General features: G+C 59.1%; 17 protein-coding genes. 13 read left to right on the top strand and 4 right to left on the bottom strand.

The window, feature by feature from the left end; all coding sequences use genetic code 11:
• The first annotated feature begins 193 nt into the window (after positions 1-193).
• The 6 genes from HZB60_08970 to HZB60_08945 all read left to right on the top strand — a co-directional run bounded on the left by HZB60_08970 (position 194) and on the right by HZB60_08945 (position 8,831).
• Positions 194-3,067: a hypothetical protein gene (locus tag HZB60_08970; GenBank protein MBI5059892.1), complete on the top strand. Its 2,874-nt coding sequence runs from the start codon at positions 194-196 to the stop codon at positions 3,065-3,067.
• Positions 3,068-3,152: 85 nt separating this feature from the next.
• A complete protein-coding gene (gene tatA / locus HZB60_08965; GenBank protein MBI5059891.1) occupies positions 3,153-3,311 on the top strand; it encodes a twin-arginine translocase TatA/TatE family subunit in 159 nt (52 codons plus the stop codon).
• A 108-nt stretch (positions 3,312-3,419) separates the two neighbouring features.
• Entirely contained in the window at positions 3,420-3,986 is a 567-nt protein-coding gene (locus tag HZB60_08960; protein ID MBI5059890.1) for a response regulator, read from the top strand.
• Between the two features lie 187 nt (positions 3,987-4,173).
• Positions 4,174-7,272 (top strand): PD40 domain-containing protein, encoded by a 3,099-nt coding sequence (locus tag HZB60_08955; protein ID MBI5059889.1) that lies wholly within the window; start codon positions 4,174-4,176, stop codon positions 7,270-7,272.
• A gap of 108 nt (positions 7,273-7,380) precedes the next feature.
• Positions 7,381-8,076 (top strand): ABC transporter permease, encoded by a 696-nt coding sequence (locus tag HZB60_08950; GenBank protein ID MBI5059888.1) that lies wholly within the window; start codon positions 7,381-7,383, stop codon positions 8,074-8,076.
• Positions 8,076-8,831: an ABC transporter ATP-binding protein gene (locus HZB60_08945; GenBank protein MBI5059887.1), complete on the top strand. Its 756-nt coding sequence runs from the start codon at positions 8,076-8,078 to the stop codon at positions 8,829-8,831. Before HZB60_08950 ends, HZB60_08945 begins: the two co-directional genes overlap by 1 nt.
• Before the next feature lie 82 nt (positions 8,832-8,913).
• Here HZB60_08945 and HZB60_08940 read toward each other — a convergent pair whose 3' ends face one another.
• Genes HZB60_08940 through HZB60_08930 form a run of 3 tightly spaced genes read right to left on the bottom strand, consistent with a single transcriptional unit; the run spans position 8,914 to position 12,237 of the window.
• On the bottom strand, positions 8,914-9,864 hold the full coding sequence (locus HZB60_08940; protein ID MBI5059886.1) for a hypothetical protein: 951 nt from the start codon (positions 9,862-9,864) through the stop codon (positions 8,914-8,916).
• On the bottom strand, positions 9,857-11,092 hold the full coding sequence (locus tag HZB60_08935) for an ABC transporter permease (GenBank protein ID MBI5059885.1): 1,236 nt from the start codon (positions 11,090-11,092) through the stop codon (positions 9,857-9,859). Before HZB60_08935 ends, HZB60_08940 begins: the two co-directional genes overlap by 8 nt.
• The gene (locus tag HZB60_08930; GenBank protein MBI5059884.1) at positions 11,092-12,237 is read right to left on the bottom strand and encodes an efflux RND transporter periplasmic adaptor subunit; all 1,146 of its coding nucleotides are present in this window, start codon (positions 12,235-12,237) and stop codon (positions 11,092-11,094) included. Before HZB60_08930 ends, HZB60_08935 begins: the two co-directional genes overlap by 1 nt.
• A gap of 491 nt (positions 12,238-12,728) precedes the next feature.
• On the opposite strand from HZB60_08930, the gene HZB60_08925 reads away from it, so the two are divergent.
• Positions 12,729-13,157 carry a hypothetical protein gene (locus HZB60_08925; protein MBI5059883.1) on the top strand — a complete coding sequence of 143 codons (429 nt, stop codon included), beginning with the start codon at positions 12,729-12,731 and terminating at the stop codon, positions 13,155-13,157.
• Between the two features lie 37 nt (positions 13,158-13,194).
• Here HZB60_08925 and HZB60_08920 read toward each other — a convergent pair whose 3' ends face one another.
• Positions 13,195-13,344 (bottom strand): hypothetical protein, encoded by a 150-nt coding sequence (locus HZB60_08920; protein ID MBI5059882.1) that lies wholly within the window; start codon positions 13,342-13,344, stop codon positions 13,195-13,197.
• Between the two features lie 267 nt (positions 13,345-13,611).
• On the opposite strand from HZB60_08920, the gene rsmH reads away from it, so the two are divergent.
• Genes rsmH through HZB60_08890 form a run of 6 tightly spaced genes read left to right on the top strand, consistent with a single transcriptional unit; the run spans position 13,612 to position 20,903 of the window.
• On the top strand, positions 13,612-14,535 hold the full coding sequence (rsmH, locus tag HZB60_08915) for a 16S rRNA (cytosine(1402)-N(4))-methyltransferase RsmH (GenBank protein ID MBI5059881.1): 924 nt from the start codon (positions 13,612-13,614) through the stop codon (positions 14,533-14,535).
• 6 nt (positions 14,536-14,541) lie between these two features.
• Positions 14,542-14,934, top strand: a complete 393-nt coding sequence (locus HZB60_08910; GenBank protein ID MBI5059880.1) for a hypothetical protein — start codon at positions 14,542-14,544, stop codon at positions 14,932-14,934.
• Positions 14,927-16,939, top strand: coding sequence for a serine hydrolase (locus tag HZB60_08905; protein ID MBI5059879.1), 2,013 nt, complete (start codon positions 14,927-14,929; stop codon positions 16,937-16,939). Before HZB60_08910 ends, HZB60_08905 begins: the two co-directional genes overlap by 8 nt.
• Before the next feature lie 18 nt (positions 16,940-16,957).
• Entirely contained in the window at positions 16,958-18,412 is a 1,455-nt protein-coding gene (locus HZB60_08900) for a UDP-N-acetylmuramoyl-L-alanyl-D-glutamate--2,6-diaminopimelate ligase (GenBank protein MBI5059878.1), read from the top strand.
• Positions 18,409-19,785, top strand: coding sequence for a UDP-N-acetylmuramoyl-tripeptide--D-alanyl-D-alanine ligase (murF, locus tag HZB60_08895; protein ID MBI5059877.1), 1,377 nt, complete (start codon positions 18,409-18,411; stop codon positions 19,783-19,785). Before HZB60_08900 ends, murF begins: the two co-directional genes overlap by 4 nt.
• Positions 19,785-20,903 carry a phospho-N-acetylmuramoyl-pentapeptide-transferase gene (locus HZB60_08890; GenBank protein MBI5059876.1) on the top strand — a complete coding sequence of 373 codons (1,119 nt, stop codon included), beginning with the start codon at positions 19,785-19,787 and terminating at the stop codon, positions 20,901-20,903. The genes murF and HZB60_08890 overlap by 1 nt, the downstream gene beginning before the upstream one ends.
• Position 20,904: the final 1 nt, after the last annotated feature.

Here is a 20,904-nt window from a genome sequence, read left to right as displayed (position 1 = left end):
GACGCGTAAATATCAAGTAATATTTGAAGTTGGCGATCAGGTCGGCTTGCTAAACCGGACCGTTTTTGTTACATTAAGGGATTGGCAGACTACGATGAGATCGAGTTTTGATTGAGGATTCCGGGCCGGACCGGGAGGACACCCCTCCGGGTCAGCCCGACAAACAGACGGGGCGAATCGCCCGGACGAACCTATGAAGCGACTGACTGGAATTCGTATTGGGATGGTGTTGGCGGTGCTGATCTTCCCGGCGTGCGGCGGAGTCTATGCTCAGACCTCGGACACGCTGCTGGTGATGTCTTACAATCTGTTGAACTACCCGGGGTCGAATTCGGCGACGCGGAACCCGGAATTCAGGAAGACGCTGCGGTACGTGGACCCCGATATCCTGGTGGTTCAGGAGATGACCAGCGCGGCAGGCGTGAGCGAGTTTCTGAGTCAGGTGTTGAACTTCGGGCAGCCGGGCACGTACAGCGCGGCGCCGTTCATCAACGGCCCGGACACGGACAACGCGATGTTCTATAAGGCGGCCAAGGTCAATTTCATTTCGCAGACCGTGCTGGAGACTCAACTCCGCGATATCAATGGGTATCGGTTGCGGCCGGTTGGCGTGGGAGCGGATACGGTTGACCTGCAAATCTACTCCGCGCACTTGAAGGCATCGCAGGGGTTTGAAAGTGAGCGATTCGGCGAAGCGGATACGTTGCGCAACCACTTGAACGCGCTGGCACCGGGCTATTTCGTGGCCTGCGGGGATTTCAATCTCTACACGAGCAGCGAGCCGGCCTATGTGGAACTCACGGGCAGCCAGGCCGATAATTCGGGCCGGCTCTATGATCCGATCAATACGCCGGGCAATTGGCACTCCAGCGCGAGCTTCGCGTCCGTTCATTCCCAATCCACGCGTTTGAACAATTTGGGGGATGGTGGTTCCACGGGAGGCCTGGACGATCGATTTGATTTCGCGCTGCTTTCCTACGAGTTTCAATCCGGGAACGGCTGGGTTTATGTCAGCGGGAGCTATCGAACTGTCGGCCAAGACGGCAATCACTTCAATCTCGACGTAAACGACGGCCCCAATTTGTCGGTGCCGGATACGATCCCGGACGCACTGCATCTTTGCTCGGATCATCTTCCGGTCTATTTCAAGTGTGTGCGGCAGTCGCAGGCCATCGCGTCCATCGCCCTCTTGCAGCCGAATGGCTCGGAACTGTTGTACACCGGGGAGCCGTACACGATCCTGTGGGCGAGTCAGAATTTGAGCGGGACGGTAAGCTTGCGGATCAATCGCACGTACCCCTCGGGCAACTTTGTGGACATCGTGAGTGGGACCACCGACGACGGCGCTTTCACCTGGACGATCAACGATCCAACGACCGTCACGGCGCGGATTCAGGTGGTTTCCGACGCGCAGCCAGCCGTGAACGATGTCTCGGACGCAAACTTCTTCATTCAGCACCCGGCGCTGAACCTTGTATCGCCGGACGGGGGCGAGACGTTCTTCATCGGCAGCGGGCTGTCCATGCTCTGGGCGGGCAGCGGGTTTTCCGGCAATGTGCGGATCGAGCTGAACCGGGACTATCCGCTCGGTGGCTGGTCGATTTTGTATGGCAGTGCCGTAAATGACGGCGCGGAAACATGGTCCGTGAGCGGGCCGACGACGACGCATGCCCGGCTTCGAATATACAGCATCAATCAGCCGGCAGTCGGGGACACATCACTTGCGGATTTCACGATTGCCAACCCGTATGTGCAAATGGATGCTCCCAACGGCGGCGAGTCCTGGCCCGTGGGTTCGACCAGGGATATTACCTGGAGCTTCGGCGGTGTTAGCGGAAACGCGAGGATTGAGTTGAATCGCAGCTTCCCGTCGGCGACGTGGTCCACGCTGGCAGCCGCGGTTGCCGTGGAGGACCAACTGATTCCGTGGACCGTCACGTCGCCGCTGACTACGACCGCGCGAATTCGGGTGACGCTCCTGTCGGACACGACCAAGCGCGACACCTCGAACGCAAATTTTGAGATTCGCGCGGCGGCCACGCCGCCCTCGGTTGTTCACGATCCGCACGCGGATGCCTTACCGGGACCGGTGGTCTTCACGGCATTATTGAGCGACGATCTGCCGGGCGTCAGTGGCACGCTCTTCTACCGGCAAGAACCCGCTGTCGTGTTTGATTCGCTTCCACTGATCGCGACGGGCAATCCCGATGAGTTTGCGGCAACGCCGACGCTCGCCCCGGGAACATTTGACTACCGGATCCGCGCCTACGATACGGAGAGTCTTACCGCCGAGACTGACACATTTGTGTTCCAGGTCGAACCTTCTTGCGGGACGACGCTCGCGTATGACGACGGAACGGCCGAGCTGTTCAACTGGTCGCAACAGGACTCGTTCGCGTGGGCGGTAAGATTCACGCCTCCCGGTTCGCCGTTCATCATCTGTGCAACCGAGTTGTTCATCGCCGCGAGTCATCCGGATTCTGTTCACTCGCAGATCCGAGTTCAACTGCTGGACGCAGATGGCCCCGGGGGCCAACCCGGAACGGTGTTGTACGAGAGCCTGAAGGGTTCGCTCGGAAACCTCGTCGGCGGTCCCTCTGCGGCAGATTGGGTGCGGTCAGTGCTATTCAGTGATGAGGGCGCGCCCCTTGCATTCAACGGCGACTTCTACGTAGCGGTTTCAAACCCACCGGGAGGTAACGAAGCATTCGGCCTCGATCAGACACTGGTGGAGGCGGGCAGATCGTACGTCTATGACCCATGCGACCACACGTGGCTGAGCGAAGCGGCCGGTGACTCCAATGCTCGGCTCGGAAACCGGATGATCCGGGTTCAGGGCTGGATGATGCTCCCGCCGACGGTGGTAGCCTCGCGGTCAGGGAATGATGTCCGGCTGAACTGGAATTCGACAGGATCGCCTTACTACAGAATTTACAGTGCGTTGATTCCTGGAGGACCGTATTCCACGGTCGAGGGCGCTACAATGGACACGGTGTTCTTTGATTTGGGAGCGATTGGGGCGGGGTCATCGTTATTCTATCAGGTGGTGTCTTCCTCTGCCCCATGAACTCGAACGCTGTTTTGGTGGCTTGCGGAGGGTCAGGGAAATCGCTACCTTTGAACTAAGTTACTAATCTACCGGGAGTCTCGCCGTGCGTTTCGGATGGGTTGAGATCGTGCTGATAGTGGCCGTTTTGCTTCTGCTGTTCGGCGGGAAGAAGATCCCTGAACTGATGCGCGGCTTGGGGCAAGGGGCGCGGGAGTTCAAAGAGGGACTTCACAGCGACAAGGACGATCAGAAAAAGCAGTAGGCCAACGGCGCTTGGGGCCATAGATGCTGAAATCGCTTGATTTTGGGTCGTCGAAGTGGTATATTTGACTATACTAAATATAGTTGAATCTACCGGAACCTTGAAGCCATGAGCGACGGCAAGTTCTATTCGTCCAAGGAAGTCTGCGAGCAGCTACAGATTTCTAAGTCCACGCTTTTCAAGTGGGAACGTGAGGGACTAATCACCAAGGTGCGTCGCGACTGGCGCGGCTGGCGGTTGTATGATGCCCGTAATCTTGAAGAGATAAAGCAGAACATTGAGAGACAGCGCTTAGAGGAGCAGTCCCCGCGTTCGCGCGCTGTTTTAGTAGTTGACGACGACACGATGATCTTGCAGGTCATGTCAGACCTGCTAAAGGCGGCGGGCTACGACGTGTTAACGGCGATGACGGGTGATGAGGCAGTCAAGTTCCATACCGACAAGGCTCCGGCACTTACATTCCTTGATGTGAAGTTAAGGGGGAAGAGCGGAATCGATGTTTTCCGGGAAATTCGGACGGTGGACCCGCAGGCGACGATCGTGATCCTGACTGGGTATCCGAAGATCGAAGACACGGTACAGGTAATCAAGGAAGGCGCCTACAATTACCTCACGAAGCCGATCAAGACGGAAGAGCTGTTGGCGATGGTCGATGAAGTACTGGGCGGTTCGTGATTTGACGAGTGACAGCCGAGGCCTGGATCTTTGAGTGCCCTGAAGAGTTCAGCTTCGGGGCATTTTTGCCTCATGGAACTTTGGAGTCGGTCAGGCGGGTTTGAGGTAAGAGGCTGTCTGAATCAGGGGCTTGGAGACCACCGGAGCGGGGAAAGGGAAGGAGTACGGCAATGAGGGGGAATCAACCATGCGCAGACTGACATTCGCACTCTTATTGCTGGCCGTAATTGGCCGGCTGCCGGCTCAGGACTTTGGGCAGAATAAGGTGCAGTTTGAGTACTTCAAATGGCGGTACATTCAGTCCGAGCACTTCGATGTTTACTTCTCGCCGGGCGGTGAGCGGTTAGCGGAGTTTACGGCGGAAACCGCCGAGCACTCGTTGAAGCAGATCGAGCAGCACTGGAATTACGATCTTGAGACGCGGGTCACCATCGTCATTTACCGTTCGCACAACAACTTTCAGCAGACAAATGTCTCGTCGGGGATACCCGAAGAGTCCGTGGGTGGCTTTACGGAGTTCTTCAAGAATCGCGTGGTATTGCCGTTCACCGGGAATTGGGAGAGCTTTCGGCACGTCATTCACCACGAGCTCACGCATGCGGTGAATTTGCGGATGTTCTACGGCTCGGGGTTTCAGTCGATTTTGATCGGTACGGCGACATCGAATATTCCGCTCTGGTTCACGGAGGGTCTGGCGGAATACGAGTCTCGCAGCGGGTGGGATGTCGAAGCCGACATGTTTATGCGCGATGCGACGATTTCCGGATATTTGCCGAATGTGGACGATCTTTACGGCTACTTTGCTTACAAGGGTGGGCAGTCGGTGTTCTATTATCTGGACCGCAAGTACGGCTCGGAGAAGGTCGGCGAATTCGTCAACAAGGTCAAGAACACCCGTGACGTTGAGCGTTCGATTAAGAGCGCGGTTGGCATGGATATGGAGGAGTTCAACCGTTCCTGGCAAAGCTGGCTGCGCAAGATTTATTGGCCGACGGTCACGGATTTGAAGCCGCCGACGGATTTTTCCGAACGGATGACCGACCACGAGAAGTGGCGCAATTTCGTAAACAACGGCGGCGCGATTTCGCCGGACGGATCAACGCTGGCTTTTCTTTCGGATCGTTCGGATTACTTCGATTTGTGGCTGCTGGAAATCGAGAGCGGCAAGCAGGACCGCGTGCTGCAGGGCGAACGCAGCGGGAATTTTGAGCAGTTGAAATGGCTGGACGCGCGCATTTCGTGGTCGCCTGACGGCGAGCGCATCACGTTTGCCTCGAAGTCCGGCCGCATCGACGCGGTGAATATCCTCGACGTGAAGCGCGGTCGTGTGACGGAGCAATTACGGTTCGACATGGATGCGATTTTCAATCCGACGTGGTCGCGGGACGGTCAGCGGATCGCCTTCGTGGGAATCAAGTCGGGACAGTCGGATCTCTATGTGTATGAACTTGCGCAGCGGCAGCTACGGCAGGTGACCGATGATCCGTATTCGGACGATGATCCGGCCTGGTCCACGGATTCAGAGTCGTTGTACTTTACTTCGGATCGCGGAGATTCGCTGCGGGTGCGCGGTTATTCAGCGGAATCCGCCATGTGGACGGCGGATTACCGGCAGACGGATATCTATCTGGTCCGGGTCGGCGAGATGGACGCGCAGCGGATGACCCGCACGCCAACGAACGAGCGCACGCCGACGTTGACGCCGAACGGGCAGTACTTGATGTATTCGTCGGACGCGAGCGGGATCTACAATCTATACCGGTACGATCTGGAGTCGGGCGCGGCCGAAGCGGTGACGAACTGTCTGACCGGCTGCTTGCAGCCGAGTTACTCGCTGAACACACAGCGCATGACGTTCGCCTCGTTTTACGAAGGCGGATACGACGTATATTTGGTCAAGAACGCGGAAGAGCTTCCGGCGTTGAGCTTGAGTTCGACGAATCTGCGGTTGCACGGGTCTCCGGAGCCATTGCCGAGTTCGGCGGAGCAGAGCGGCGCCGCGGATCGCGCGTCGATTGAGATCGGGGACACGCAGCGGCCTTACGGGCAATACATCTTTGCGAACACCGGCGGGGTGGAGAACGGTGAGCCGGTGGCAACGGCCTACGCGGACACGGCGACGACGCGCAAGGCGGGCGGCGGGTTCTTCAGCAAGAAATATCGCACGCGGTTCACACCGGACTTCGTGTACGCAACGGCGGCGTACAGTTCGTTTTTCGGCGCGCAGGGCCGGGGGCAGATTCTGTTTTCGGATGTGCTGGGCAATCAGCTCATCTATGTGAACACCGACCTCTACTACGATTTCAACAATCTCGACAATTCGAATTTCTCGGTACAGTATCTGTATCTCCCGCGACGGGTGAATTACGGTCTGGGATTGTACCGCTACGTTTACTATCTCGACGCGGGCGACATTCGCGATCAGACGTGGCAACTGGGAATGGACTTCCAGTACCCGCTCTCGAAATACACGCGGACCGAACTGAATCTGCAAGGATTCGCGATTGATCGCGCGCGCTGGGACGGCTACGACCAGCGCTATCGCCAGACGAGCAGGCGACGCGTATTTCAACCCGAGCTGGCGTATGTCCACGACACGGTCGTGTGGGGATCGACGGGGCCGGTGAACGGCACCCGCTACCGGCTATCGCTGGGTTACAGTCCTGATCTGGACAGCAGTCCGTCGCCGAACGACAAATGGTCATCGCAGTTTCTGACGATGAAGGCGGATGCTCGGGACTACATTCGACTGGGCCGGGACTACTCCTGGGCCTCGCGCTTGACGGCCGGTTTTTCCGAAGGTGATGAACCGCAGCGGTTCTTTCTGGGCGGAGTGTCCAATTGGATCAACCGGCGGTTTGAGAATGACAGCATTCCGACCGAGAACATCGATGACTTTTATTTCTCGAATTTTGTGACGCCGTTTCGCGGCGGGGACTACTTCGAGCAGCGCGGGACGGGCACCCGGTTCTTCCTGACGAATCAGGAATTCCGATTTCCAATGGTGCGTTACCTGCAATTGGGTTGGCCTTTGCCGATCGGAATTCGGGACATCCGGGGTGCGCTGTTTACGGACATCGGCGCCGCGTGGTACGGCGATCAGTTCCACTTCACGAAGAAGGATGAATTCGGCCGGCGGCGGCTGGAAGATGTGCAGACGGCCTACGGCTTGGGCATGCGATCGTGGCTGGGGTTCTTCATCCTGCGCTGGGATGTGGCCTGGAACACCGATGGGGTTGATACATCAAAGCCGCTCTACTACATGTCGATTGGAGCGGAGTACTGAGGCTGATGCAGGTGACGCGTGATTACTAACGCCGCGGGCGACCTGGTCGCTTTCATCGGGCGGCGAGTCCTTCGATTTGTCGGCGAGTTTGGTCGCTTCGGCCAGTTGATGGGTCGTGTGATCGCCGAGATCAACGGCGTGTTCGTTGAGCGGCACCTGTTCATCGCACAGTGTCGAAGGTTGGGCATCGAAAGCATGCCGTTGGTGTTGACCGTGGGTGCGTTCACCGGCGCGGTCTCGGGCTGGCAGGGCCACTATCAGCTCGAAGGGTACTTACCATTTGATTTGATCGGGCCGGCGACCTTCAAGGCAATTGTGCTCGAGCTGGGGCCTGTCTTGACGGCGCTGGTGATCGCGGGGCGAGTGTCGGCCTCGATTGCGGCGGAATTGGGCACGATGAAGGTGACGGAGCAGATCGACGCCTTGGAGTCGATGGCGATCTCGAGCGTGCGATATCTGGCGGTCCCGCGCATCGCCGCGATGACGGTGATGATGCCGATTCTCGTGATTCAGGCGAATTTTGTGGCGGTACTGGGTGCGGCGTTTGTGTGCACGACGTTTCTGAATATGACCTCGAATCAGTTCTGGGGACTGATTCCGAATTTCTTTTACGTTTACGACGTAATCGCCGGGTTAATCAAATCGGTGTTTTTCGGCATGAGCGCGGCGATGGTGGGTTGTTACATCGGATTTCGCACGGAGGGCGGCGCGGAGGGCGTCGGGATGTCCACGATTCTCGCGTTCGTGACCGCGTGTCTGGCGATTCTGTCGCTGGATTTCATACTTGCGATGATGCTATTCTGATGATTGAAGTACGCGAACTTGAGCGCTCCTTCGGGGACACGCCGGTATTGCGCGGCGTAAGTCTGACGGTGGAGACCGGGGAATCCATCACGATCATCGGTCGATCCGGGTGCGGCAAGTCGGTCTTGCTCAAACACCTGGTCGGTCTATTGAAGCCTGACGCGGGTGAGATTCTCGTGGACGGGCATTCGATCGTGCATGCGAAACGGAAGGAACTGTACGAACAGCGGAAGAAGTTCGGCGTACTGTTTCAGGGCGCGGCGTTGTGGGATTCCATGACGGTTGAGGAGAACGTGGGCTTGGCATTGCACATGCACAAGTTGGCATCCCCCTCCGAGATCGATCGAACGGTGGATGAGTGCCTGGCGCACGTCGGGCTGCCCAACACGCGGAAGCTGAAACCGGCGGAGCTCTCGGGCGGTATGAAGAAGCGCGTGGGATTGGCGCGGGCGATTGCGATGCGGCCGCGCTATATCCTGTATGATGAACCGACAACGGGACTCGATCCGATCACGGCGGACTCGATCAACGATCTGATCATCCAGATGAATCAGGAATTGGACGTGACGACGATTGTGGTGACCCACGATATGGTGTCGGCGTACAAGGTATCGAGTCGGATCATCATGCTGCACGACGGACGGGTCGTGCATTCAGGGACTCCCGCGGAGACGCAGAACTCCTCAAATGAACTGGTGCGCAAGTTTGTAAACGGGGAGTCCGACGATCCACGGACGGTGATCACGCATTACTGACGCGCTGGCTGCGCGCTTGGATCAGAGTCGAATCACAAAACCCGCCGGGAGGCGGGTTTTGTGATTGAGCATTGGCGCGATGTCAGAGCGGAATGAAGTAGGCGGCTTGGTGGAGACTGCCCGCGGACTGAAACAGCAGCCGAAACGGATCGATCATGCGGGGCGCGGATCCGAAATCGGTGACACTTTCGATGGTTCCGTTGGCGAGCCGTAGGCGAATCCCGGTGCTGACGCCCTCCTCCGCCGTCGCGAAAACGAAGTCGTTGGAATGTGGCCACGACGAGGGGTGCGTGCCGTCAGCAAGGCGCACGGGAATCGGGTTCCCGAGCGCTGCCAGGTAGATGCCCGAGCGCAGCGAGTCCTGACCTTCGTAAGCCATCATCTCCGAGTCACCGAGCCAAGCATAGCTCAACACTTGCTGTCCGAGCGTGTCGAAGATCTGCGTGACGCGATTGTACACGATCAGCGTGCGCCCGAGCGAGCTTCCGGACAGCGCGAGGAAAGCGACTTTGTGTCCGTCAGGGGAGGGTTCGGGACTGCTGCCGAATGTCGTGAGTTGCTGACGCAGCGAGCCATCGAGAGCCATGATCCGAACCCCCTGATTGGCGCTGCCGTCTTCCGGACCGGCACAGACAATCAGCGAATCTCCGGGCAAGAAGCGCGGATGGGCGCCGATGGACCAGACGTGCAGCTGGTCCGTCGAGTCGACTGCATTGCAGACATAGATTCCGTCGGCCGGGGTGGAGACGCAGACGCGGTCGCCGTGATGGGCCCACGCGTAGTCGGTGCGCGTGACGAGATCCGCTCCGACGCGGATGTGGCGGACGCTGCCGAAGTTGTAGTCGTACAGGTACAGCCCGGCCGCACCATCTTCCCGGGAAAACAGCACACGCCAACCGGCGGAATCGGCCGCCGGAGCGGAGCCATTGTCGAGGAGTACGGCAGTTACCCAATGCGCGCTTCCGCCGCCGTCATCGTTCATGCAGCCGGACAGGAGCAGCACGGGCAGCAGAACCGCGGCAAGTCTACTCATAGCGTAGGGCCTCGATGGGGTCAACTTTAGCAGCGCGAAAGGCGGGATAGAGACCCGAGAGCAGCGTGACAAGGCCGATCATGGCCACGGAGACAATCATCGTGATGGGTAGCAATGCCGGTGCCGGAAATCCTTCCGGCATTTTGACATTTTGGAGCAGCTTTATCAGTCCCCAACCGAGGACAATCCCGGCCGAGCCCGCGAAGGCGGTGATCGCCAGGGCTTCCAGGAAGAAGTGTCGCACAATGTCACCCCGGCGGGCGCCAATGGCTCGGCGCACACCGATTTCGCGGGTGCGTTCGACGACGGAGACGAGCATGATGTTCATGACACCGAGCCCGCCGATCATGAGCGTAATCCCGCCGATGGCGACCATCAACATATTGATGGCATCAAAGAGCTGAAGCGTCGTCTTGGCATCTTCGACGGTGTCCCACATGCGGATGGCTTCTTCGTCCGTCGGATCGAACTTGTGGGTATTGCCAAGAATCGAGCGAAATTCGTGAACGGCGAGATCGTGATCTTCGACCCGATTCGGAGCAAAGACGATGTTCCCGAACCAGCGTCGGTCCGTCATCGCCATGTGCGTAGTGTAGGGAACGAAGACCAGTTCGTTGTCCGGGCCGCCCATATAGTAGCGGTCCTGCTCTTTATCCGATTTCCAGCCGACAATTAGAAACTCGCGGCCCGCGATCAGCATGGTCTGATGCAAGGGGTCAGCCTCCGCTCCGAACAGCTTCTTGCGGACCTCGTCACCAATGACACAGACGCGGCGCAACTCATCGGCGTCGCGCTGGTTCAACCACCGTCCATGGTCAGGACTGATATTGCGGATCTCGCCGAATTCGGGTGCGACGCCGACCAGCCGGGTGCTAAACACACGCGGTCCGGCGCGCATGACCGTGCTCCAACTGGAGAGTTCGGGACTGAACCGGAAGTACTGAGCCTTCGCCTTCAGAGCCTCGATGGATGTTTCATTCCAGCGGACACGATCGCCCTTCTTGTTCGTGCCGACTGAAATGGAGCGATTGCCGCCCCAGGCAATCACGACATCGTTGCCGAGTGCCTTGAAGTTCTTCTGTTGCTCGACCTTGAACCCGCTGGCAATACCGGACAACAACATGACGGAGGCGATCCCCCACGTAATCCCGAACATGGTCAGGGTGCTGCGCAACTTATTGGCGCGGAGGTTTGCGACCACCTGGCGGATGAGTTCAACGAAGCCCATTAGCGCTTTTTCTTGTCCTCATCGCTGTTGCCGAGACTGACCACTTCGCCGCCGCTAAGTCCCTCGGAAATGGAGGCGCGAATCCCGTTGGAGATGCCCAGTTTCACGACTTGCAGGCGAGTCTTGGCCAGGGCTGAATCTTCGACGATCCGAACGAAGGTGGAGTCGCCCTGAAAGACAAGCGCGATTTCGTCGACAATTGGTACGTCTTTGCTTTCGTCCACGACGATCTTGGCGGTCGCACTCATCCCCACGCGCAGGAGCTTCTCGGGGTTTTCGACCCGCGCGCGTACACCGAACACGGTTTGCCGATCCTCGTCCGCATCCAACTTGCCCACCGGTGAAATATGCGTGATCGTTCCGGTGAAGGGCTTACCGGGAAAGGCCTGAACGGTAACCGCGACGTCTATACCAAGCCGCATCTTGCCGACATCGGCCTCATCAATGTCCCCGCGGAATTCGAGTTTTTCATCGTCGCCCATGGTCATCACCACGGTCCCCCCCGAGGCCGAGGTGGTGGGCGTGACGCTGGCACCTTCGTCGATTTCACGGGTGAAGATCAGGCCGCTGATCGGGGCGAGTACGGTAGTGCTAGTCCGCACGATATCGAGATTCTTGTCCTCCGATTGCGACTCTCCGAGCTGCTCGCGCTGGATCAACGCCCATTCGGCCTCAGCGGCGGCCAGTCGGGCATGGGCCCGATCGACGGCGCGCTGAGCCTCGAGGTAATCTTGTTCCGGCGAGAGGCTTTTGTCGAAAAGTTCCTTGGCAATACGCAGCTTGTCCTCGGTCTCGCGGACCTGGACCTCGGCATTTCGCAGATCTTCGCGGGCGCGGACCTGCTCCGACGGGGAGGATTCCGGGGAGATTTCAAACAGCTTTTGGCCCTTTTCGACAAAGTCGCCTTCCTCTACATACAGCTTTCGGACCGTGCCACCAGACTTGGAGCGGATTTCGATTTGCTGGAGCGGCCGGACGCGTCCGGTCGCCACAACGGTTTGAACGATGTCGCCCCGTTCGACGACGGCGGTGCGAAGTTTGGCCGCCGTGGAGTCCGCGTGCTTGCAGCCGAGAGGACCGGTAAAGCCGGTCAGGAGCAGGCCGAGGAGAAGGCTCGTCAGTTTGCGGTCGCTGAAAAGACTCATGGTTTGTCGGGGTGGAACGGAGAGACTCATTAGAGGTCGAATTGTCGCGCGGGTGAACGGACGTTCATAGATAGATATGCTTGGATTCGGACCTTCGGACTTATTCGCGGGCCGGAGGAGTCCGACATGGTGGATCGACGCTGGAAACTCAGGGGCTGCTGTCCATGAGATTCGCTGGGTAATCGAAATGTTCCTCACTCTCGCCGCCATGCGAGGCAAGATACAAAAAAAAGAGGTGATAACCTCTTAGGGATAGAGTAGAGCCTGAGTGCTGTCCGGCATAGTTAATGATTTTCTAAAGTTACGTGAGAGAAGTCAACGCAGGGCAGATATTTATGACGAAAATTGTGCTTGACTCGATGGGATTCCTCACCTATATTTAGGCACGAATCGTCCTAAAGTGGGCCGGAGTGGATGAAAGTGGTTTATCGACTGGTTTGAAGCTACCTTTTCTAAGCAATTTCCCGGGTTCGGTAGATGACAAGGGCCGCTTGAGTATTCCAGCGGACTATCGTCACGCCCTGCCTCCGGAATGCGATGGGTATCTTGTGTTCACCCTCGGGACCCGCAATTTCCTGAACGCCTTTCCGTTGGACTTCTTCAATGCGATGTGGGAAAAGGTCGAGTCCGACTCGGCCCAATTCGCATCATTCAGCAATTTGGAGCGGGACACGCTGCTGTTTGGAGAGGCCGTGTACCGTCAATTGGACAATCAGGGCCGAATCACGCTGCCGCAGGGAATCCTGAAGCAGGCGGGAATCGGCAAAGACGTCGTATTCATGGGCCGCCGGACGCACTTCACAGTTTGGGACGCCGGGGCGTTCGGGACTCACCGCGGACAGATCGGGATCAATGCAGGTGAGGCTTGGCAGCGCGTGATCGACACCGGCCATGGGAGTAATGGAAAGGAACCGCGATAGCATGGGTCTTCATGCGACCGTTCATCAGGAACAGAGTTCAGCGATCATCAGTCTCGGCGGCCAACTTCAGTCGTCCGGGATGCTCCAGATACGGGCGATTCTGAGTCATCTTTATGCTCGCGGCTGCCGCCGCTTCGTGATAGACCTGACCAAGCTCGCTCCCGTCACACCCCGCCAGCGCAGGCAACTTGGGGCCCTTTTGGGCCGGCCGCTTGCCATTCCCCCGAAAACTTCTTGCGCCGTCCGCCGTTTGGCGGATACCTCTGCAGCCCGGCCGCAACCGGGCTGCAGGGGACCTTCTCTGCTCGGCACATAATTTAGAAACAATTCGGCGAAATGTCCAGTGCCAACACGGTGGTTATTGGGCGTTTTTCGCATTCCTTCCCCAGTTGTGCCTCCGCATCGGGCGGAGACATCACTCCAAGGTCTTCACACTTCGACAAAGACACGCACGGTGAACCGCCCGTACCACGAGCCAGTACTGGCGCTTGAAGCCGTGAACCTGCTGATGACGGACGCGTCCGGTATCTACGTGGATGCGACCGTTGGCGGAGGTGGCCATGCGGCGCTGGTGATTGACCGCCTTGCTCCGGCCGGAATTCTGGTCGGCTTGGACCGCGATGCCGATGCCATCGCCCAGTCGCGGGCCGTTCTTCCCGGCTCCCCCCTGCTCTATCAAACGCCGTTCTCGGAGATTTCCGGACTCGCCAACCAATTCCCCGACGGTGTTGAAGGCGTGCTCATGGACTTGGGGATAAGTTCTCACCAGATCGACACCCCCGGTCGTGGATTCAGCCACCGCTTTGCGGGCCCGTTGGACCTCCGGATGGACCCTTCACACGGCGAGACTGCGGCCGACCTGCTGGGCAGACTGGCCGAGCTAGACCTCACCAGGCTACTTCGCGAATACGGCGAGGAGCCTCAGGCGCGCCGCATCGCCAATTTCATCGCCAAAGCCCGGGGGGAGGCGCCGATCCGGACGACGGATGCATTGGAGCGGGTGATTGGGAACGCGGTGCCCGCGACACGAGTCAAGAGCCTGGCTCGCGTGTTTCAGGCACTACGGATCGCGGTGAACGGGGAACTTGACGAACTCGAAGCAGGGTTGCGCGGGGCGTTTCGACTACTCCGAATCGGCGGGCGGTTGGTCGTGATCAGTTACCATTCACTCGAAGACCGGATTGTCAAGCAGTTTATGGCGTCGTTGGTCTCGCCGCCGCTGCCGTCGATCCGGATTCCGGTGGACCTTGACGCCGGGAGGGTAGCGCGGGCTTTGACCAAGAAGCCGGTAGTGCCCGGTCAGACCGAAATCGAGCGGAACCCGCGTTCGCGGAGTGCGAAGCTCAGGGCAATCGAGAAGATCAAATCAGAGGAGTGAGCGTCGATGTCCACGGCGGCGGCCAGCATGTCCTTTTTTCGACCCAAGCGAATTATTCGTCCGATGCGGCGGCAGATCCCGGTCTTCTGGCTGGTGGGCGGCGTCGTCGCGATCGGATCGCTGTTTGTGGCGGTGGCATGGCGGAATCTGTCACACGAGCGACTCGATCGTGAAGTGTCGAAGCAATGGTCGCAAATCGAATTCCTGGAAAAGGAAATCAAGCATCTCGAAGGCAAGGTCAAGAACGAGACGGCGGTGAGTAAGATTCAGCCCTGGGCGCGCGATCAGCGCGGCTGGCGCAAGAATGAAGCGGCGGTCCGCACACTGGTGATCTCGTCCCGGGATCTCACACCGGGCGCACTTCAGGAGAGCAGGACGATGGGGTCCAGCCATGACTGACGCCGACCGGCAGCGGCTGCGCGAGCGCGCCCTCGCGGGGACGCTTCTGCTCATCGTCGCGTGCTACGTCGCGCGGCTGGTTCAGGTTCAACTGATCGAAGGCTCGAAATGGGCCGCAATTGCGCGCAAGCAGTCGTTGCTTGCGGTCTATCAGAAGCCAGCCCGGGGGGAGATCAGGGACGTCAACGGCTGGCCGATGGCCACGACGTTGCCGTTGACCTACGCGGTTGGCTTTCGGCCGATCGCGGGCGTGGATCGAGTCGCGATCTCAGGCCGAATTGCGCCGATCCTGAACCTCTCCGACTCGGAACTGCGGAAGCGGATGCGTCGCGACAGCTTTGTGTACCTCGCGCGCCGGGTTGACGTGCAGCTGAAACGCCGACTGGAAGCGCTGGATCTGGCTTGCCTGGTGTTTGACGAAGAACCGCGACGGACATATCCGGGCGGCGTGCAGGCGGCGTGCGTCGTCGGATTCGCGGATGTGGACGGGCGCGGTCAGGAGGGGATCGAAGTCGCCTACGACAGCGTGTTGTCAGGCGCGGGATATCGCGAACTCTGCCGAGTCGATGCGCTGCGCAAGGCGGTCGCTCCGGTCGCGGACGAATATCCCGCCGAATATTTCGGCGCCGATGTCACCCTGTCGATTGATCTGCAATTGCAGACGATTGTCGAAGAGCAGATGTTGGCGGATTTCTCGAAGCGCAAGATGGAGCGCGGCTGTGCGATCTTGGTGGATCCAAAGACGGGAGACATTCTGTCGATGTCCACGTATCCGACGTACGATCCGAATCATCCGGAGAGCTCGACCCTGCCGGCGCGTCGCTGTTGGCCGGTCACCGACGTTTACGAGCCGGGCTCGACGTTCAAGATGATTCCGATTGTGGCCGCGTTGGAGGCGGGCCGCGTGTCGCGCACGACACCGGTCGATTGCGAAGGCGGTTCCTATCGCGTTCGCGGCGCGACAATTCACGATGCGCATGCCCACGGCACGCTCACGGTGGACGACGTGTTGGCCTTTTCGTCCAACATCGGCGCGGCCAAGATCGGTCAGCGATTCACTCCGACGGAACTGTACGACCGGATTCGGGCCTTCGGGTTCGGCAATCCGACGTTTGTCGAGATGCTCGGCGAACAGTCGGGAGTCGTTCCGCGACCGGCCAAGTGGTCGGGTCCGACGCAAGCGAACTTATGTTACGGACACGGCGTATCCTGCACGGCGTTGCAGCTTTTGATGGCATACGCCGCCATCGCGAACGACGGCCTGTTGATGAAGCCGAGGTTGGTTCGCTCGATCGAGTTTCCGAACGGCACACGGCAGGAAATCCCGGTCGAAGCGGTGCGGCAGGTCGTGTCGCCTTCGGTGGCGCACGAGCTGACGGACATGCTGGAGAATGTGGTCGAATACGGCACGGCGAAGCAATCCGCAGTGGAAGGAATACGCATCGCGGCCAAGACGGGGACGGCGCAAAAGGTTGACCGGGTCAATCATACATACTTCGACAAGCGATTTGTGTCGTCGTTGGTCGGCTTCTTTCCCGCCGAGGATCCGCAATACGCGCTGCTCGTGTTGGTCGATGATCCCCGGGGCGAGTATTTCGGTTCCACGGTGGCCGGTCCGGTTTACAAGGCAATCGTCGAAGAAGTTTACGCGAGCAGAATGCTGCGCGGCAAGACTCCGCCTGAAGAGCTGGTGAATCCTAAAACAACGGACAGCGGCCCAACCGGCGCCGCGCATGATGCGCGGCTGGCCGCGGCGCCCGTGCGCAGCGTGGACGGGACGACGGTTGCGAGCTTGAGTGCAGCGCCGGAAAGCGGAACGGATACGAATTGGATCTCGGTCCCGAGCGTTGAGGGTTGGCCGATGCGGCTTGCCGTGCAGGAATTCTCCCGGCGCAATCTCGGCTGTGAACTGATCGGCAGTCGGATTGTGAAAACGCAGTCGCCCCAGGCCGGCACGCGAGTGCAGGCGGGGACGGTTTGTCAAGTTGTCGGGATCACAAATTGAGCGACATGGAAATCGCACGTGCCTCGGTTATCTGAGCTGGCTCGTGAGATTGAGGGCTGCCGCGCGGTCGGCGAGGACGTCGCGGTCACGGGGATCACGAACGACTCGCGGACGGTGCGGACCGGCGACTTGTTTGTAGCGGTTCCGGGTCTCAACGTTGATGCCATACGGTATGTGGATGAAGCGCGAAGTCGCGGCGCGGTCGCGCTCATGGCACAGGCTCCGATCGCGGGATTGCCGACTCTGGTCGCCGGGAATGTGCGACGCGCGATGGCCGAAGCGTCGTGGGCGGTTTACGGACATCCCGAACGGGCGCTCACCCTGATCGGAGTGACCGGGACGAACGGTAAGACGACGGTTGCAACCGTGCTGCGGCAGGTGCTGGCGACGAACGGCCTGAACTGCGGCGTGATCGGAACGCTGGGCGTTGAGTACGGCGTGTTTGCTGCCGGATCATCACGCACGACTCCCGAGGCCCCGGTAATCGCCACGCACCTTGCGGAGATGATCCGAACGGGCGTCAGTCATGTGGTGATGGAGGCAACGTCCATCGGCATTGATCTGGAGCGCACCTGGAAGTTGCCGTTCCGAGTCACCGTGTTTACGAACCTCACGCGCGATCACCTCGACTACCATCGAACTGAGGAAAGGTACATCGACGCGAAGTTACGGTTGTTCCGCGAGCAGGAATCGGGCGGGAGCGCTGTGATCAATTTGGACAGTCCGTTGGCCGATCGATTCCTGGCGGCGGCAGCGGGCCACAAAGTCACTTACGGGATTGGACCCGGCGCTCGCTATCGCGCGACGAACTTGGAATTGCGGGCCGGGCAGATCGAGTTTGAGCTCGCAGAAGGATCATCGACGCCGCGGGTCACGACACCGCTCGTCGGCGGATTCAACGTGTCAAACGTCCTGGCGGTAATCGCGACCGCCCGGGAAGTTGGTTTGAGTCTCGATCCCATTGTTGAGTCGTTGCGCGGAATTCACGCTGCGAGGGGCCGGACGGAAGCCGTGCCGAGCCGGGCGCCGTTCACCGTCATCATCGACTACGCACATACGCCCGATGCACTCGAGAAAGTCTTGCAGACCGTTCGCGCGTTGAAGCCGCATCGGGTCGTATCGGTTTTCGGCGCGGGGGGTGACCGCGACCGGGGCAAGCGACCGTTGCTGGCCGCCACGGCGGCGCGATGGTGCGATCAGGTCTGGATCACGAGCGATAATCCCCGCAGCGAGGATCCGGAGGCAATCCTCGATGAGATCGCCGCTGGATTCCCGACTGGATACGCTTACGAACGTACCGCGGACAGGCGGGCGGCCATCGAAAGCGCATTGCAACAAGCTGTCGCCGGAGATGTGATTGTCGTTGCCGGAAAAGGGCACGAATTGTATCAGGAGATCGCGGGGAAGCAGTATCCGTTCGACGATCGCGAAGTCGTGAGGGGCTGGCTGCAGCGGACAGGATATCTCGCGTGAGGCTGCCGACGATCGGTTGGTTCTGCGCCGCGGTTGGGGCAAGTTGTCCCAGCGGGATGGCAGACGCACCGCTGGGACCCGTCTGTTACGACTCGCGTAAGCTTCAAGCCGGGGACACCTTCATCGCGGTGGTCGGCGAGCATGACGGGCACGATTACGTTGAGCGCGCGTTTGCCGCGGGCGCGAAGTCGGCGATTGTTTGCGCGCAGTGGGCATCGCGAAATCCGGCGCAGGCTCATCGACAGATCGTGGTCGATGATACACTGTCATCCTTGCAACTTGCGGGTAAAGCGTGGCGCCGGCAGTTCTCCGTGCCGGTGGTCGGCATTACCGGGTCAAACGGCAAGACGTCCACCAAGGACATCTTGCTGAAGCTGCTTGCGGTACGATACGATGTTGGCGGCACGGAAGGCAATCTCAACAACCAGCTCGGCGTCCCCCTCACCCTCTTATCAATGTCCGGCGAGAAACAAGTACTTGTGGTTGAAATGGGGGCTTCGCGCACGGGCGAGATCGGGGAATTGTGCGCGATCTCGCAGCCCACTCACGGACTGGTGACCTCAATCGCACGGGCACATATGGCGGGATTCGGCACACTTACCGCCGTGGCGCGCACCAAGGGCCAACTCTATGATGCAGTTGCGGAAGCGGGTGTGGCATTTGTTCACACGGGCGACGAGCTCTGCCGAATTGAGTCCAGCCGGTGCCGACAGGTAATTGGCTACGGCTTTGGCGAACCTGGCGAAGGCTGGTCCGGCGAATACTTTCGCGCGCAGGAACGGAGCACAAATGAGCTTGGGGGGATGAGGTTTACACTGCGCGACGTTTCGTATGAGCTGAACATTCCGGGGCAACCAGCCGCGCTGGCGGCGCTGGCCGGACTCGCCATCGCGGGCAGCCTCGGAGTTCCCTTGGAGGCCTGTCGTGATACGGTCAGGAACTGGGTGGGTGTACCCGGGCGCATGCGCGTCGAACAACTGGGCCGCTTGCGCGTATTAGACGACAGCTACAATGCGAATCCGGCAAGTATGCGCGCAGCGTTGACAACGCTCGCGACCTTCTCCGGCAATAAAATGGCGATACTTGGAACGATGGCGGAACTGGGCGAATTTTCGGAGGAAGAGCATCGGCGACTGACGAACGACCTGAGTTCGTTCGGAATTCCGCGAGTCATTTTCGTTGGATCCGGATGGAGCGGAGCGGCTGCACGCCTCGCCGAGCGCGGGATCAATGCCATGGAGACGGCGTCGGTTTCTGAGATGGCTGCGAGTCTGCCGCGGCTGGTTGACGGGATTGACGTGCTGCTTCTCAAGGGTTCACGCAGCGTGCAATTGGATCAGCTGATGCCTCAACTGCGCAAGTTGTTTGCCTGATGCTATACCACCTGTTCATGTCGCTGCGGGATGTGGTGGTCGGAGCGAATCTGTTTCGTTACATCACATTTCGTTCGGCGGCTGCGGCGGTGACCGCGTTGCTCCTTTCATTCCTTGTCGGGCCATGGATGATCCGCAAGTTACAGCAGAACCAGATCGGCGAGGAGATTCGCCAGGACGGTCCGCGCACTCATCTGGCCAAGGCAGGAACGCCGACGATGGGTGGATTGATGATTCTATTCTGCGTGGCCGTGCCCACGCTGCTCTTTGCTAATCTTACGAATTTCTACGTATTGTTGACGTTGGTATCGTTTCTATGGATGGGGGTGGTCGGCTTCTTCGACGACTACTTGAAGGCGGTAAAGAAGATCAAGAAGGGGCTGGTGGCCAAGTACAAGTTGGCTGGACAGATTGGGCTCGGCCTGCTGATTCTGGTGTTCATCCTGCTCTATCCCCACGTCTTCGGTCTAAATTTCTCCGAGAACATCACCTTAACCACGCTCCCGTTCTTGAAGAACGTGATGCTGAACTTCGGCATCCTGTATCCGCTGGTGGTCGTGGTGGTCGTGACGGGAACGTCGAACGGTGTGAATCTTACGGACGGCCTGGATGGGCTTGCCATCGGCGTCATCTCGATTGCGGCGATGGCGTTTGCCGCGATGAGCTATGTCACGGGAAACGTCAAGTTCGCGGACTATCTGAATGTAATTTACCTGGAGGGGGCGGGCGAGCTCACGGTATTCTGCGCGGCGCTGGTCGGCGCGGGGCTTGGGTTCTTGTGGTACAATGGCTATCCGGCGCAGGTGTTCATGGGCGACACCGGTGCCTTAGCGCTCGGCGCGGCGTTGGGGACCATGGCGATTCTGCTCAAGAAGGAGCTGTTCCTGATTGTAATCGGCGGCATTTTTGTGATCGAGGCCCTCAGCGTGATCGTGCAGCGGCTCTACTTCAAGTACACAAAACGAAGGTACGGCGCCGGGCGAAGGGTATTCTTGATGGCACCGCTGCATCATCACTTTGAGCAGTTGGGGTGGCACGAGTCCAAAGTTGTGGTGAGATTCTGGATCATGGAAGTGCTGTTAGTGCTGGTAAGTCTGACGATGTTCAAGGTACGGTAAT

The organism is candidate division KSB1 bacterium (assembly GCA_016214895.1).
GTDB lineage: Bacteria > Electryoneota > RPQS01 > RPQS01 > RPQS01 > JACRMR01.
Note: the sequence above shows the minus strand (reverse complement) of the source record. Positions and strands in the feature narration are given on the sequence as shown.

What these genes read in the sequence shown, in the direction of transcription:
- HZB60_08950 (MBI5059888.1), top strand. Translation starts at nt 7,381, where the DNA reads ATGGGTCGTGTGATCGCCGAGATCAACGGCGTGTTCGTTGAGCGGCAC.
- HZB60_08970 (MBI5059892.1), top strand. Translation starts at nt 194, where the DNA reads ATGAAGCGACTGACTGGAATTCGTATTGGGATGGTGTTGGCGGTGCTG.
- HZB60_08940 (MBI5059886.1), bottom strand. Translation starts at nt 9,864, where the DNA reads ATGAGTAGACTTGCCGCGGTTCTGCTGCCCGTGCTGCTCCTGTCCGGC.
- HZB60_08890 (MBI5059876.1), top strand. Translation starts at nt 19,785, where the DNA reads ATGCTATACCACCTGTTCATGTCGCTGCGGGATGTGGTGGTCGGAGCG.
- HZB60_08930 (MBI5059884.1), bottom strand. Translation starts at nt 12,237, where the DNA reads ATGAGTCTTTTCAGCGACCGCAAACTGACGAGCCTTCTCCTCGGCCTG.
- HZB60_08910 (MBI5059880.1), top strand. Translation starts at nt 14,542, where the DNA reads ATGTCCACGGCGGCGGCCAGCATGTCCTTTTTTCGACCCAAGCGAATT.
- HZB60_08905 (MBI5059879.1), top strand. Translation starts at nt 14,927, where the DNA reads ATGACTGACGCCGACCGGCAGCGGCTGCGCGAGCGCGCCCTCGCGGGG.
- HZB60_08955 (MBI5059889.1), top strand. Translation starts at nt 4,174, where the DNA reads ATGCGCAGACTGACATTCGCACTCTTATTGCTGGCCGTAATTGGCCGG.
- HZB60_08945 (MBI5059887.1), top strand. Translation starts at nt 8,076, where the DNA reads ATGATTGAAGTACGCGAACTTGAGCGCTCCTTCGGGGACACGCCGGTA.
- HZB60_08935 (MBI5059885.1), bottom strand. Translation starts at nt 11,092, where the DNA reads ATGGGCTTCGTTGAACTCATCCGCCAGGTGGTCGCAAACCTCCGCGCC.
- HZB60_08960 (MBI5059890.1), top strand. Translation starts at nt 3,420, where the DNA reads ATGAGCGACGGCAAGTTCTATTCGTCCAAGGAAGTCTGCGAGCAGCTA.